We start from the raw sequence: 14,713 nt of genomic DNA on the forward strand, positions 1-14,713 counted from the left end.
ATGAACAAACTTGGCTTCATCGTTTCGTCGGTTCTGGTGGCGCTCGCGCTGCTGAGTTCCACCCTTTTCGTGGTCGACCAGCGCCAGTTCGGCGTGGTCTATGCCCTGGGTCAGATCAAGGAAGTGATCACCGAGCCGGGCCTGAACTTCAAGCTGCCACCGCCTTTCCAGAACGTGTCGTACATCGACAAGCGCCTGCTCACGCTGTCCAGCCTCGACCCTGAGCCGATGCTCACGTCCGAGAAGCAGCGGGTGGTGATCGACTGGTACGTGCGCTGGCGCATCAGCAACCCGTCGGAATACATCCGCAACGTCGGGCTCGACGAGAACGCCGGTGCCGTGCAACTGAACCGCGTGGTGCGCAACGCCTTCCAGGAAAACGTCAACAAGCGCACCGTGCGCGAGTTGATCTCGACCCGGCGGGAAGCCCTGATGAGCGACGTGCAGCGCGAGATGGCGGCCGTGGTGAAGGGCGCCAAGCCGTGGGGCATCGAGATCATCGACGTGCGCGTCACGCGCGTCGACTACGTCGAGGCGATCACCGAGTCCGTGTACCGCCGCATGGAAGCCGAGCGCAAACGCGTGGCCAACGAGCTGCGCTCCACCGGCTTCGCCGAGGGCGAGAAGATCCGTGCCGATGCCGATCGCCAGCGCGAGGTGGTCGTGGCCAACGCGTACCGCGATGCGCAGAAGATCAAGGGCGAGGGCGACGCGCGGGCCGCTGCGGCCTATGCCGAAGCCTTCGGCCGCGACCCGCAGTTCGCCCAGTTCTACCGCAGCCTCGACGCCTACAAGCAGAGCTTCAACAAGAAGAGCGACGTGATGGTGCTCGACCCGTCGTCGGACTTCTTCCGCGCGATGCAGAGCTCGGGCGGCGCCACGGCGGGCCCGAGGCGATAGCCCATCCGGTGCACTTGTGAGCGGGGAGATCTTCTGGAGCGCACTGGCGCTCGTGCTGGTGATCGAAGGAATACTGCCCTTCGTGTCACCGGGCGGCTGGCGGCGCGGCTTCGGCCAGCTCATGCAACTGCGCGATGGGCAGCTGCGCTTCTTCGGCCTGTGCAGCATCCTGCTGGGCCTCTTCCTGCTCTGGGTTCTGGCATAGGGCCGTGCATCGCGAGCGCGGCCGCGTGTCGGTGGCCCGGTAGAATCCTGGTTTAACCACGCCCCCGATTCCCCATGTCTGCCTGGGTCCTCCCGGATCACATTGCCGATGTGCTGCCCTCCGAGGCGCGTCACATCGAAGAACTTCGACGCCAGCTGCTCGACACCGCCCGTGGTTATGGTTGCGAGCTTGTCATGCCGCCGCTGCTGGAGCACCTCGAATCGCTTCTGTCCGGCACTGGCGAGGCGCTGGACCTGCAAACCTTCAAGCTGGTGGACCAGCTCTCTGGCCGCAGCATGGGCCTGCGTGCCGACACCACGCCCCAGGTCGCGCGCATCGATGCCCACCTGCTCAACCGCCGCGGCGTCGCAAGGCTCTGCTACTGCGGCCCCGTGCTCCATACCCGGCCCGACCGTCCCCACGCCACGCGCGAGCCGCTGCAGTTCGGCGCCGAAATCTACGGCCATGCCGGCCTGGAAGCAGACACCGAGGTACTTCGCCTCGCGCTCGACTGCCTTCGCGCGGCTGGCGTGAAGCATCCTGTCATCGTCGACCTGGCCGATGCGCGCATCGTGCGCGCGCTGTTCGCCGGCGTGCCGGTCGACGCCGCCACCATCGCCCGCGTTCATGCCGCGTTGGCCGCGAAGGACGCCAGCGCCTTGAGCGACATCACCAAGGATTTCCCCGCCGTCGCGCGCGAGGGCCTGCTGGCGCTGCCGAGTCTGTACGGCGACGCCGCGGTGCTGGACGAAGCGGCGCGGGTGCTGCCCGACACCGCGACCATGCGCCAGGCATTGAGCGATCTCAGGCAGCTGGCCGGCCGCCTCGAAGGCGCACGCCTGAGCTTCGACCTGGCCGACCTGCGCGGCTATGCCTACTACAGCGGCATGCGCTTCGGCATCTACACCGAAGGCGCCAGCGATGCGCTGGTGCGCGGCGGGCGATACGACGAGGTCGGGGCCGTGTTCGGCCGCAACCGCCCGGCCGTCGGCTTCAGCCTCGACGTGCGCGAGCTCGTGGGCGTGCTGCCCGCGCGGCCCTTGCGGGCGGCCATTCGTGCGCCCTGGAGCGACGCCCCGGGCCTGGGCCAATCCATCGCGGCGCTGCGCGGCCAGGGCGAGACCGTGGTCTGCGTGTTGCCGGGCCACGAGAGCGAGATCGACGAATTCCATTGCGACCGCGAGCTGATCGAGCAGGCAGGGCAATGGAAGGTCCAATCCATCTGAATCTTCGAGAGCGGAAATCATGAGCGTTACCACCGGACGAAACGTCGTCGTCGTCGGCACCCAATGGGGCGACGAAGGCAAGGGCAAACTGGTCGACTGGCTGACCGAGAGCGCGCAGGGCGTGGTGCGCTTCCAGGGCGGCCACAACGCGGGCCACACGCTGGTCATCAACGGCGTGAAGACCGCGCTGCACCTGATCCCCAGCGGCATCATGCGGCCGGGCGTCAAGTGCTACATCGGCAACGGTGTCGTGCTGTCGGCCGGCAAACTGTTCGAGGAGATCGAGGGGCTCGAGAAAGCCGGCGTCGAGGTGCGTTCGCGCCTGCGCATCAGCGAGGCCTGCCCGCTCATCCTGCCTTTTCACGCGGCGCTGGACATCGCGCGCGAGGCCTATCGCGAAAAAGGTGGCATCGAGAAAATCGGCACCACCGGCCGCGGCATCGGCCCGGCCTACGAAGACAAGATCGCGCGCCGTGCGCTGCGCGTGCAGGACCTGAAGCACCCCGAGCGCTTCGCCGACAAGCTGCGCGTGCTGCTCGACCTGCACAACCACGTGCTGACGCAGGTGCTCAATGCGCCGGCCATCGAATTCGACGCGGTCTACGACGAGGCCATGCGCCACGCCGAACTGCTCAAGCCCATGATGGCGGACGTATCGCGCGAGCTCAACGATGCCCATCGCGCCGGCGCCAACCTGCTCTTCGAAGGCGCGCAAGGCACGCTGCTCGACGTCGACCATGGCACCTATCCCTACGTCACGTCGAGCAACTGCGTGGCCGGCAATGCCGCGGCCGGGGCGGGTGTGGGGCCGGGCATGCTGCACTACATCCTGGGCATCACCAAGGCGTATTGCACGCGCGTCGGCGGCGGGCCTTTCCCGACCGAGCTCGACTGGGACAAGCCCGGCACCGTCGGCTACCACCTGAGCACGGTGGGCGCCGAGAAGGGCGTGACCACCGGCCGCAGCCGCCGCTGCGGGTGGTTCGATGCCGCGCTGCTCAAGCGTTCGGCCCAGGTCAACGGGCTGTCCGGCCTGTGCATCACCAAGCTCGACGTGCTGGACGGCCTGAAGGAGCTTCAGCTGTGCACCGGCTACGAGCTCGACGGCGAGTACACCGACATCCTGCCGCTGGGCGCCGACGAGATCGCGCGCTGCAAGCCCGTCTACGAAACGCTCGAGGGCTGGAGCGACAGCACCGTCGGCATCTCCCACTACGACAAGCTGCCGATCAATGCGCGGCTCTACCTGCAGCGCATCGAGCAGGTGACGGGCGTGCCGATCCACATGGTGTCGACCAGCCCTGATCGCGATCACACGATCATGATGCGCCACCCCTACCTCGCCGATTGACCGAACGACCACCACCAGGAGAAGCTTTTCCATGCTGACCGAAGACGGCAAACACCTGTACGTGAGCTACGACGAGTACCACAACCTGATCGAGAAGCTCGCGATCAAGGTGCATCAGTCGGGCTGGGCGTTCGACACCATCCTGTGCCTGGCGCGCGGCGGCATGCGCCCCGGCGACGTGCTGTCGCGCATCTTCGACAAGCCGCTGGCGATCATGTCGACCAGCTCGTACCGCGCCGACGCGGGCACGATCCAGGGCCACCTGGACATCGCGCGCTACATCACCACGCCCAAGGGCGAGATCGCGGGCCGGGTGCTCCTGGTGGACGATCTGGCCGACTCTGGCCACACCCTTCACGCGGTGGTGGAGATGCTCAAGAGCAACTACAAGCCGATCACCGAGCTGCGCAGCGCCGTGATCTGGACCAAGGCGCTGTCGACCTTCACGCCGGACTACTCGGTCGAGTACCTGCCCACCAATCCGTGGATTCACCAGCCCTTCGAGGGCTACGACTCGCTCGGCGCCGAGAAGCTGCTCGAGAAGTGGTCGGTCTGAAATACGGCCCCCCGGCCTTTCACTGCGCTTCGCTTCGTGTAACTCCACCCCCCGAGGGGGAGGCGCAGCCGCCTTGGGGCGGCCCGGCGGCGGCGGCTGTCGCAGCGGGCGGTTTTGTTACTGCGCCGATTCCGACTTCATGAGCTCCGTGTAGCGCCGCTGCATTTCCTCGGGCGACAGCTCCTCGATGCTGTGGCCCACGTTCCAGCGGTGGCCGAACGGATCCTTGAAGGAGCCCGAGCGCTCGCCGTAGAACTGGTCCTGCACCGCGATCTCGAGCGCGGCGCCGGCGTTCACGGCGCGCTCGACGAGCGCATCGGCGTCGTCGACGTGCAGGTGGATGGTGACCGAGGTCGCACCGATGGTCGCGGCACCGCGGATGCCGTATTCAGGGAACTCGTCGGACAGCATCAGCGTGGTGCCGCCGAAGGCCAGTTCCGCGTGGCCGATGCGGCCGGAAGGCTCGGTCAACCTGAACTTCTCGGTGGCGCCGAACACGTCGCCATACCAGTCGATTGCTTTGGCGGTGTCGTCGACGCACAGGTAGGCGAACAACTCATGAATGACCATCGGAGGCTCCTGTCGAAGTGGAAGATCGGCGGCCATTTTGGTCTCGCGTTCGCCCCCGGTCTTGCAAGAAATTGAAGTCGGCCCGCACGTGATTGGGCGCATCGGGCGCGGCACGGCGGTAGGCCTGGGGCGTCATGCCTGCGATCTCGAGGAAGTCGCGGTTGAAATGCGACTGGTCGCTGTACCCGGCCTCCAGTGCCAGCGCGACCCAACGCCGTTCCGGCCGGGCCGGTTCGTCCGACATCAGCCGCTGCAGTCTGCGCACGCGTTGCCATTCTTTGGGCGCAAGCCCCGTCGCCTCGCGGAACAGCGTGATGAAGCGGCGGTGGCTGTAGCCACTGGCTTCCACCAGCGCCCGGACCGGCAGGCCGCCGCCCAGGCCCGCCAAGGCCTGCGCGACGGCAGGATGCATGGCCCGCGGCTGCGGCGCAAGGCGCTCGGCCAGCAACGTCTCGAAGACCGACAGCTGCGCCTTGGGGCCAATGGCGTCGTGAACCCGCTGCAGCGCCCCTTGCACGGCCGCATCGCCCCAAAGCGCGTCCAGCGGCGTGTGCTGGCCGGCCAGCGCATCGGCCGGCAGTCCGAGCAGCGCCAAGGCCGCGCCTGGCCGCAACTGCGCACCGACGGAGCGGGTCGGCACCGAGACGTCGCGTGCATAGAAGACCGAGCGCGCACCGCCCACGATCGCATGGCCGACCGTGTGGCCCGCGGTGTCCGCCGGGCTTGTAAACAGCCGCAGCGGCGGGCCCGACAGCCGCAGGACCAGATGCATGTCACCGGTGGGCAGCACGTGTTCGCGCGGTGAGCGCGTGGCACGGCCGGCTGCGTCGGGCACCGACACCCACACCGAGCGCACGAAGGGGCGCAGCCGTGGGCAGGGATCGCGCGTCAGCAGCATGCGGGCATTGTGGGCCGCTCGACGAGCGGCGTCGACTAGCATCACACCATGCCGAAGCCCATCACCGAACTGATCCACCATCCCTACGTACCGCCGTCCCGTTTTGCCGCGCCCCAGCCGGGCGTCTACAAGGCTTCCACCGTCTTCTTCGCCGACGTCGCCGCCATGCGCGCGCGCGACTGGAAAACCAAGGCCGGCTACACCTACGGCCTGCACGGCACGCCCACCACCTTCACGCTGGAAGAGCGGCTGGCCAGTCTCGAAGGCGGCGCCGAATGCCTGCTGGTGCCCAGCGGCCTGGCGGCCATCGCGCTGGTGGCCTTCGCGTTCCTGAAGACCGGCGACGAAGTGCTGGTGCCCGACAACGCCTACGGCCCGAACAAGGCGCTGTGCAGCGGCGAGCTGGCCAACTTCGGCATCACGCACCGGCTCTACGACCCGATGAATCCGGCCGACCTTGCGGCCAAGCTGTCGGAGCGCACCAGGCTCGTCTGGGTCGAGGCCCCCGGTTCGGTGACCATGGAATTCCCGGACCTGCCCGCCCTGGTGGCCGCGTGCCGCGCACGCAACGTGATCACCGCGCTCGACAACACCTGGGGCGCCGGCCTGGCCTTCGCGCCCTTCGATTTCAACGGCAGCGGGGAGGGCGTCGACATCTCGGTCCACGCGCTGACCAAGTACCCGAGCGGTGGCGGCGACGTGCTCATGGGCAGCGTGGTCACGCGCGACGATCGCCTGCACCGCGCCCTCAAGCTCAGCCACATGCGCATGGGCTACGGCGTTGGCGTCGGCGACGTCGAGACCCTGCTGCGTTCGCTGCCCAGCATCGGCCTGCGCTACCAGGCGCACGACAACGCCGCCCGCGAACTGGCCCGCTGGCTGGCCGATCGCGCGGAGATCGCACAGGTGCTGCACCCCGCATTGGAGAGTTCGCCCGGCCATGCGAACTGGCTGCGGCTGTGCGGCGCGCGAGACATGGCGGCCGGCCTGTTCTCGGTGGTCTTCGACGACCGCTACAGCGCAGAGCAGGTCGACCGCTTCTGCGACGGCCTGCGCCTGTTCCGCCTCGGCTATTCATGGGGCGGCCCCATCAGCCTGGTCGTGCCCTACGACATCGGCCTGATGCGCGAACCGAACGTTTCGCACTGGCCCCACAAGGGCACGCTGGTGCGCTTCTCGATCGGTCTGGAGGACGTGGACGATCTGCGGGCCGACCTCGAACAAGCGCTCGCGGTGCTCTGAACGGGCTCGGTTATCGCTTACATTGGGCAGTCGCAGTCACCGGGACTGCCTTTCAGGAAGGAGAAGACGCGTGGCAACACCGAACTACGGCTACGAGAAACGTCAGAAGGAGTTGGCCAAGAAGAAGAAGAAGGAAGACAAGGCGCGAGAGAAAGCCGCCCGCAAGCTGAATCCGAGCAGCCCGGGCCTCGCGCAGGGAGATCCCGAAACCGATGTTGCTTCGCTGGAGCACGACCCGCCGACCATCCCGGCCCAGCCGACCAAGGACGGCTAGCGACAGTGAAGACGATCCTCAGCCGTGGCGCACTGCCACGGTCTTGAGGGTGGTGAATCCGTACAGGGCCTCGAACCCCTTCTCGCGCCCGTAGCCCGACGACTTCACACCGCCGAACGGAAGCTCGACACCGCCGCCGGCACCGTAGTTGTTGATGAAGACTTGGCCGCTCCTCACCCGCTTGGCCATGCGGAACTGGCGGCCACCGTTCTGTGTCCAGATGCCGGCGACCAAACCGAACTGCGTCGCATTGGCCAGCGCCACCGCTTCGTCCTCGTCCCGAAAGCTCATCGCGGCCAGCACCGGCCCGAACACTTCTTCCTGCGCCAGGCGATGCGTCACCGGCACGTCGCGCAACAGCGTCGGCGCCTGGTAGAAGCCTGTTTGCGGCGCATCGTCGACCACCGTGCCCTGCGCCACCATCGGGATGCCGGCGTGCTGCGCGTCCGATAGAAAGTCCCACACGCGCTGCTGCTGCGTCTGGCGGATCAGGGGGCCCGCGTCGAGGTCCATGGCCGCCGGCCCCACGCGCAGCGCCGTGAAGGCCTGTCCCAGGCGCTCCATCAGCAGTTCGTAGATTTCACGCTCGACCAGAACGCGCGAGCCGGCCGAGCAGGTCTGGCCCGCGTTCTGCACGATCGCGTTGATCAGCACCGGAATGGCGGCGCCGAGGTCGGCATCCGCGAAGATGATCTGCGGGCTCTTGCCGCCCAGTTCCAGCGTGACAGGACAATGCCGCTCGGCCGCCACCTGCTGGATCAGCGTGCCCACCTTCGGGCTGCCGGTGAAGCTGATGTGGTCGATGCCGGGGTGTCGCGCGAGCGCGTCGCCCACTTCGTGGCCGTAACCCGTCACGATGTTGATCGCACCGGGCGGAAAGCCCACCTCGGCCGCCAGTTGCGCCACGCGGATCAGCGACAGGCAGGCATCTTCGGAAGGCTTGACGACGCAGACATTGCCCGCGGCCAGCGCACCGCCGACGCTGCGGCCGAAGATCTGCATCGGGTAGTTCCACGGGATGATGTGCCCCGTGACGCCATGCGGCTCGCGCCAGGTGAAGACGCTGTACCCGTCCTGGTAGGGAATGGTCTCGCCGTGCAGCTTGTCGCAGGCACCGGCATAGAACTCGAAGTAGCGCACCAGCGCCAGCGCGTCGGCACGGGCCTGCTTCACAGGCTTGCCGCAATCGCGTTGTTCGAGCAGGGCGAGTTCGTCGGTGTGCTCGGCGATCTTCTGCGAGAGCTTGTAGAGCAGCCGGCCGCGGTCGGCTGCGCTCTGCTTCTCCCACGTCGTCTCGAAGCAGTCGCGCGCGGCGCGCACAGCGGCGTCGATGTCGGCCGAAGTGCCGCGCTGGATTTCGTCGAAGGCCTGGCCGTCCGAAGGGTCGAGAACGGGGAGGGTGCGGCCGGAAGAGGAGGGCACGCCCTCGTTGGCGATGTAGTGGAGCTGCATGGGCCGAAATTGTGCGCGAAGCGCCAGGCCGCCGCTGCCGAGCGCCCTTTAACGACTAGCGCCTGGCTTCGGCAGGGCCTTGACCGCGTTGAGCATGCGCTCCACGTGCTTGTCCGGGTTGAGGTTCTGGTAGTAGTAGGCGACCGTGCCGTTGGGCGACACCACGTACGACAGGCGGTTGGCGAAATCCGGGCGGGTCTGCATGACGGCGTCGAAGCCCTCGATCACCGTCTTGGCCTGGTCGGAGGCGACCGGAAACTTGCTCTGGCACTGCTTGACCGAGAAGTCCTTCAGCGTGTCGATGTCGTCGGCCGAGACGCCGATCACGCTGGCGCCGACCGCCTCGAAGGCGGCCATCGCCTCGGCGAAGGCATGCGCCTCGATGTTGCAGTCCTGGGTGCCGGCTGCGGGGAAGAAGTACACCACCACCGGGCCCTTCTTCAGCGCATCGGCCAGCGAATAGCTGAAGGTCTTGCCGTCGAGCGCCGCGGTGGCGGTGAACTTCGGGACGGGGTCGCCGATGTCCAGCGCGGCCAAGGCAGGTGAAAAAACCACCGGAAGGATCGAAAGGAACGAGAGCGCGGTGAGACGCGCGAGAATCCGACGGGTCATGGTGTAACTCCGGGAAGAGGCATCGCGAAATTCTAGAACCGGGACGCCGTAGGGCCAGCATGAAACCGTCGGGTGCCCTCCGGCGTATCGGGAATAACAAAAGAGAGGATCGATCATGAATGCTTGGGTTCGTTTGTTGCGCGCCGCGCTGCCATGCGTTTTGGCCGCAGTTCTCGGCGCCTGCGGCTCGCTGCCGCCGGCCAAGGAGCGGCCGGTCACGAACGCCGCGGCGGTCGATCCGTCGACCACCCTGGCCAAGGTGGTGGCCGCCTCCACGCCGCCTGACGAGCACTCCGGCTTTCGCCTGATGCCGCTGGGCGTGTACTCGTTGGACGCGCGCATCCAGCTGGCGAAGCGGGCCGAGCGTTCGCTGGTGGTGCAGTACTACCAGCTCGAGAACGATGCCGTCGGCCGGCTGCTGATGCGCTCGCTGCGCGAAGCCGCCGCGCGTGGCGTCAAGGTGCGGGTCATCGTCGACGACCTGTACACCGCCAAGAGCCAATACCTGCTGCTGGCGCTGTCGCGCACGCCGAACGTGGAAGTCCGGCTCTTCAATCCCTTCTGCTGCGGCCGCGACGGCTTCCTGTCGCGTTTCGCCGCCTCGCCGCAAGAGATCTACCGCCTGAACCACCGGATGCACAACAAGCTGTTCATCGCCGACGGCGTGATGGCGGTGGTCGGCGGCCGCAACATCGCCGACGAGTACTTCGTGCTCAGCGAAGCGCAGAACTTCATCGACATGGACGCGGTGGTGGTGGGCAAGGTGGTGCCGCGGCTCGAAACCATCTTCGACACGTACTGGAACAGCGAGCAGGTCTGGCCCATCGAGGACATCGTGCACGGCCAGGGCGGCACGAATCCCGGCACCGCCGAATTCGACGCGTGGATCGGCATGGCCGCGCCGCCGCCCCAGATCATCCTGCCGCCGGTCGACATCCTCGGTTACGGGCCGATCAGCGAAGAGCTGGACGCCGGGCGCATGGGTCTGCTGTGGGGCACGGCCAACGCAGTGGCAGACCCGCCCACCAAGCCCACCACCATGACGGCCGAGCAGGCCCTGGCCACCAGTGTGACCATGCGCATCTGGACCAACCTGCTCGAGGCCAAGCAAGAGGTGCAGATGACCTCGCCCTACCTGGTCCCGGGCGAGCAGGGCATGGCCGCGTTCGAGGAACTGGGCAGGCGCAAGATCAAGCTGGTGCTGCTCACCAATTCGCTGGCCGCCAACGACGAGCCGCTGGTTCACACGGGCTACGTGCGCTACCGCCTGCGCTTGCTCAAGACCGGCGCCGACCTCTACGAGCTGAGCCCCGAGCGCACCATGGCCAGCAAGCGCTTCGGCTCCTTCGGCAGCTCGCTCGGGCGCCTGCATGCCAAGACGGCTGCCATCGACCGGTCGCGCATCATGATCGGCTCGGCCAACCTCGACCCGCGCTCGGCCACGCAGAACACCGAGATGGGCCTGCTGATCGACAGCCCGCAACTGGCGCGCGAGATGCTGCGGGTCATCAACGTGAGCCGGGTGCAAAACTCCTATCGCCTGCGCCTGGCCAAGGACAGCGGCCAGCTCGAATGGCTGACCACCGATGGCGAGAAGGAAATGGTGCTCACCTCCGAACCGGAAGCGACCTTCTTCCAACGCTTCTACAACAGGCTGATCGCACCGATCGTGCCGGAAATGTTGTTGTAGCCTGCGCAAGTGGCGTCCTCGCTTGTCCATTCGTCGATGCTGCCGCGGCTGCGTCATTGGCGCGACTGGCAGAGCCTGGCGTACATGGTGCTGCTGCCGGTGCTGGCGGCGTGGCAGTGGGTGCACGGCTTTCATTGGCTGCTGTACGGCGCCATGCTTTTCTTGACCCTCGGCACCGGCGTGATCCACCACAACCATGCGCACCTGCGCATGTGGCACGGCCGCTGGGCCAACCGTTTCACCGACGCCTGGCTGACGCTGCTGCAGGGGCATCCGACCTTCGTGTTCTGGCCGGCGCACGTGGCCAACCACCACCGCTTTCGGCACGGGCCGCGAGACGCCGCGCGCACCTACCGATTCGGCGGCGACACCAACCATCTGCTGGGCTACCTGTTGCATCCGCTGCAGGCGGCGGCGGTGCTCTATCCGATCTTCATCGGCTGGCTGAAGCATCTGCGCCGCCATTGGCCGGGCGCCTGGCGTTACTGCATGGCGCAGTACGCGCTGTGGCTGGGCAGCTGGGCGCTGTTGCTGGCCATCGACTGGCGCCGCGCGCTGGTGTTCGTGATCCTGCCTCAGTTGCATGGGCTGCACTGGCTGCTGGCCACCAACTACCTGCAGCATGCGCATGCGGACGGACGCACGGGCGCCAAGGACGGCCCGCTGGCCTACGCTCGCAACTTCGAGGGCCTGGTCAACCCGCTGCTCTTCAACATCGGCCTGCACACGGCCCACCACGAGAACTCGAAGGCGCACTGGTCCGAATTGATGCGGCTGCATCGCGAGCGCTACCGGGCGCGCGTGCATCCGTCGTTGAACGAAGGCGGCCTGCTCGCCTACATGGCGCGCGTCTTCCTGCTGGGCGCGTTGCTGCCGCGATTTCGCACCCGTTCGCTGATGCCTCCCGGTTCTCTTCCACGGTCCTGATCCATGCCTGTTCCATTCCAGCGCGTCTATCTTGAAAGTGCCGGCTTCTTCATGCCCGGCGAGCCCGTGTCCAACGACGAGATGGATGCATACATCGCGCCGATCAATCGCATGTCGGAGCGCATCAAGCGGCGCATCCTGGCCGAGAACGGCATCCGCCAGCGCCACTATGGCATCGACGCCGAAGGCCGCACGGTCCACAGCAATGCGCAGATGGCCGCAAACGCGATCCGGCATTGCCTGCAGCGAGGCGCGGCCGAGATCTCGCGGGTCTCGATGCTGGCCAGTGGCTCGTCGGGCGGCGATGCGGTGATGCCGGGCTTCGCCAACATGATCCAGGGCGAACTGGCGGCACCGCCGATGGAAACCATCTCCGTGCAGGGCGTGTGCGCGGCCAGCGTGGGCGCCATCCAGGCGGCCGCGCAGGGCATCGAGCTGGGCGCGCACCGCACGGCGCTGGCCGTCGCCAGCGAAATGCCATCGCGCATCTTCAAGCGCTCGCGCTTCGCCGCGCGCGGCTACGACTGCGACTTCGATGCGCACTTCCTGCGCTGGATGCTGTCGGATGGCGCCGGGGCGCTGCTGTTGTCGGGCGGCACGCCGGCGTTGGGAGGCCAGGCGGGCGTGCGGCTGCGCTTGAAGTGGATTCATCACCGCTCCTTCTCGGGCGACTATCCGGTGTGCATGCAGCTGGGCCTGACCGAGGACCGCTCACGCGGCCACTTCGACTTCGACTCCTGGGGCGAGGCCGAGGCCGCAGGCGCGCTGTCGCTGCGGCAGGACATCCGGTTGTTGCCGCACCTGTTCGACGTGGGCATCCATGAATACGCGGGGTTGGTGCGCGACGGCTGGCTCGACCCGGCGCGGGTCGACCATTTTCTGTGTCACTACTCGTCCGAAAAATTCATTCCGGTGGTCGACGGGCTCATGCAGAAGGCGGGGCTTGCCATTCCGCGCGAGCGCTGGTGGAGCAACCTGGCCTGGCGCGGCAACACGGGGGCGGCCTCGATCATGATCATGCTGGCCGAGTTCCTGCAGGGCCGGAGCTTGAAGCCGGGTGAGCAGATCTTCTGCTACGTGCCCGAATCGGGGCGTTTCACTGCCGGCTACCTTCTGTTCGAGGCGGAAGAATCTGGTGCCGACGCATCGGCGGTGGTGGTCCCGGCCGTGTCTGCGCCACTCGAAGCCGAGGCGGATGCCATCGCGGCGCCGCACGACCCGGCCGCAGCGCCCGAGCGCCTGCAGGCGCTACTGACGGAGCTGGCATCCATCTGGCACGACTACCGCTCGCGTGTCTGGCGTACACCGCTGGTTCGGCAGATCCGCGAGCGCCGGTTCAAGGCGCCCGACTACCTGAACTGGATGGAGAACTGGATTCCGCAGGTGCGCGAGGGCAGCAAGTGGATGCGCGAGGGCGCTGCTTCGCTGGCCGCACCTTACGAGGCGCTGGCCGCGCTGATCGGCGTGCATGCGGGCGAGGAACAGAACGACTTCATGATCCTCTTCGACGACTACCGCAAGGCCGGCGGAAGCGTCGCCGACATCGACACCCTGCGCCGCAACCCGGGTGGCGAGGCGCTCAACGCCTACCTGCACGGCCTGGCCGCGCGGCCCAATCCCATCGGCCTGCTGGGCGCGATCTACATCATCGAGGGCACCGGGCAGCGCATCGTGCCGGCGCTGCTGCCGTTGATCAAGGCCGGGCTGCCTCTGTCGCCGGAGGTGTTCCGCTTCCTCGAATACCACGGGCACAACGACGAGAACCACCTCGAGCGCTGGCTGGCTGCGGTCGAGATGGTGATGGATCTGGACGACGAGGGCGGGGCGGCGCGACGCATCGTCGACACGGCCCGCAACACCGCGGCGCTGTACCTCATGCAGTTCGAGCACGTCACCCGGCCGCCGGGGCGCGCATGAAGCCGATGCCCGATTTCCTGGCGCGCGAGCACGACCCGCGCGACCCGAACCCGTGGCTCGCGCTGTACCTCGACCAGAGCACGCCCTTGCCCGATCCGGTCAAGGAGGCCTGGCTGGCCGACTCGAGCTCGGCATCGCGGCAGTACCTGCTGCCATTTTTGCGTCCGCTGGCGCGCCTGGCGATCGTGCTGTTCCAGGTCTGCAAGGTGTTCGTGCCGCGCAACTGGGCGCATTCGGGGATGCTGCACCGCCTGCTGGCGTGGGGGCTCAAGCGCTTCGTCTCGCCGGAGGCCAACTGGCTCATCCTTCGGCACTTTCACCTCGGCTCGCAGGTGCTGGCCTTCATCGGCACCAATTCGCCCGCGCGAGTCGAGACGTCGCCGCTGGAGCCGGCCGACATCGACGCGCTGCGGGACGACATGTTCCTGAAGCACGACCTCAACCTGTTCAACTTCGTGATCCGGCTCAACCAGGCACTGCGTGCGAAGGGGGTTGAGCTGTGCAAGGCGCAGACGGTCGATTTCTCGATGATTTCGGAGCCGCCCGTGCACCTCGCCGACATGCCGCGCGGGCGGCTGAACATCCTCGACCTGCAGAGCGCGATCGAACTGTTCACGCCTCTCTACCAGCTGATGTTGACCGACAACGACTTCTGGCGAGCCGCCAATTCGCTGCAGCTGGACGAGACGATCGGCATCTACGCGGCGACTCTGCTGGACGCGCGCGAGCACCTGATCCTGGTCAACAACAAGCACCCGATGGTGCCGATGTCCACGCTGCGAGCGGGGCACCGTCTGGTCATTCATGGCCTTTCGACCGAAATGCTGCATGCTCTGCTGGTCAAATTCCATGCCGCACGGGGCGCTGCCGCCACCGTCGCTCCCTTGTAATCG

At 67.1% G+C, this 14,713-nt stretch carries 15 protein-coding genes; 11 read left to right on the plus strand and 4 right to left on the minus strand.

Annotated features, from left to right (window positions below; all coding sequences use genetic code 11):
* From hflC to B0W80_RS07025, 5 genes are all read left to right on the plus strand, one after another.
* On the plus strand, positions 1–900 hold the full coding sequence (gene hflC, locus B0W80_RS07005; RefSeq protein ID WP_076998405.1) for a protease modulator HflC: 900 nt from the start codon (positions 1–3) through the stop codon (positions 898–900).
* 16 nt (positions 901–916) lie between these two features.
* The gene (locus B0W80_RS07010; protein ID WP_076998406.1) at positions 917–1,105 is read left to right on the plus strand and encodes a DUF2065 domain-containing protein; all 189 of its coding nucleotides are present in this window, start codon (positions 917–919) and stop codon (positions 1,103–1,105) included.
* Positions 1,106–1,179: 74 nt separating this feature from the next.
* Positions 1,180–2,331, plus strand: coding sequence for an ATP phosphoribosyltransferase regulatory subunit (locus B0W80_RS07015; protein WP_076998407.1), 1,152 nt, complete (start codon positions 1,180–1,182; stop codon positions 2,329–2,331).
* Positions 2,332–2,350: 19 nt separating this feature from the next.
* Positions 2,351–3,682 carry an adenylosuccinate synthase gene (locus tag B0W80_RS07020; RefSeq protein ID WP_076998408.1) on the plus strand — a complete coding sequence of 444 codons (1,332 nt, stop codon included), beginning with the start codon at positions 2,351–2,353 and terminating at the stop codon, positions 3,680–3,682.
* Positions 3,683–3,713: 31 nt separating this feature from the next.
* Entirely contained in the window at positions 3,714–4,238 is a 525-nt protein-coding gene (locus B0W80_RS07025; protein WP_076998409.1) for a phosphoribosyltransferase, read from the plus strand.
* A gap of 117 nt (positions 4,239–4,355) precedes the next feature.
* On the opposite strand, the gene B0W80_RS07030 is transcribed toward B0W80_RS07025, so the two are convergent.
* On the minus strand, positions 4,356–4,808 hold the full coding sequence (locus B0W80_RS07030) for a VOC family protein (RefSeq protein ID WP_076998410.1): 453 nt from the start codon (positions 4,806–4,808) through the stop codon (positions 4,356–4,358).
* Entirely contained in the window at positions 4,795–5,706 is a 912-nt protein-coding gene (locus tag B0W80_RS07035) for an AraC family transcriptional regulator (protein WP_076998411.1), read from the minus strand. The genes B0W80_RS07030 and B0W80_RS07035 overlap by 14 nt, the downstream gene beginning before the upstream one ends.
* 48 nt (positions 5,707–5,754) lie before the next feature.
* On the opposite strand from B0W80_RS07035, the gene B0W80_RS07040 reads away from it, so the two are divergent.
* Positions 5,755–6,948, plus strand: coding sequence for a cystathionine beta-lyase (locus B0W80_RS07040; protein WP_076998412.1), 1,194 nt, complete (start codon positions 5,755–5,757; stop codon positions 6,946–6,948).
* A 70-nt stretch (positions 6,949–7,018) separates the two neighbouring features.
* A complete protein-coding gene (locus tag B0W80_RS07045; RefSeq protein WP_076998413.1) occupies positions 7,019–7,222 on the plus strand; it encodes a hypothetical protein in 204 nt (67 codons plus the stop codon).
* A gap of 18 nt (positions 7,223–7,240) precedes the next feature.
* Here the strand turns inward: B0W80_RS07045 and B0W80_RS07050 are convergent, their stop codons facing one another.
* Positions 7,241–8,674, minus strand: a complete 1,434-nt coding sequence (locus B0W80_RS07050; RefSeq protein ID WP_076998414.1) for an aldehyde dehydrogenase family protein — start codon at positions 8,672–8,674, stop codon at positions 7,241–7,243.
* A 48-nt stretch (positions 8,675–8,722) separates the two neighbouring features.
* Positions 8,723–9,286: a peroxiredoxin gene (locus B0W80_RS07055; protein ID WP_076998415.1), complete on the minus strand. Its 564-nt coding sequence runs from the start codon at positions 9,284–9,286 to the stop codon at positions 8,723–8,725.
* A 115-nt stretch (positions 9,287–9,401) separates the two neighbouring features.
* Between B0W80_RS07055 and B0W80_RS07060 the strand changes: the two genes are divergently transcribed.
* The 4 genes from B0W80_RS07060 to B0W80_RS07075 are packed head-to-tail and all read left to right on the plus strand — an operon-like array spanning position 9,402 to position 14,710.
* Positions 9,402–10,976 carry a phospholipase D family protein gene (locus B0W80_RS07060; RefSeq protein WP_076998416.1) on the plus strand — a complete coding sequence of 525 codons (1,575 nt, stop codon included), beginning with the start codon at positions 9,402–9,404 and terminating at the stop codon, positions 10,974–10,976.
* Between the two features lie 36 nt (positions 10,977–11,012).
* Positions 11,013–11,903 (plus strand): fatty acid desaturase, encoded by an 891-nt coding sequence (locus B0W80_RS07065; protein WP_076998417.1) that lies wholly within the window; start codon positions 11,013–11,015, stop codon positions 11,901–11,903.
* A gap of 3 nt (positions 11,904–11,906) precedes the next feature.
* Entirely contained in the window at positions 11,907–13,820 is a 1,914-nt protein-coding gene (locus B0W80_RS07070; protein WP_076998418.1) for a StlD/DarB family beta-ketosynthase, read from the plus strand.
* The gene (locus tag B0W80_RS07075) at positions 13,817–14,710 is read left to right on the plus strand and encodes a hypothetical protein (RefSeq protein ID WP_076998419.1); all 894 of its coding nucleotides are present in this window, start codon (positions 13,817–13,819) and stop codon (positions 14,708–14,710) included. Before B0W80_RS07070 ends, B0W80_RS07075 begins: the two co-directional genes overlap by 4 nt.
* Positions 14,711–14,713 lie beyond the last annotated feature (3 nt).

The organism is Variovorax sp. KK3 (genome assembly GCF_001984055.1).
In the GTDB taxonomy this organism is placed as follows: Bacteria; Pseudomonadota; Gammaproteobacteria; order Burkholderiales; family Burkholderiaceae_C; genus Variovorax.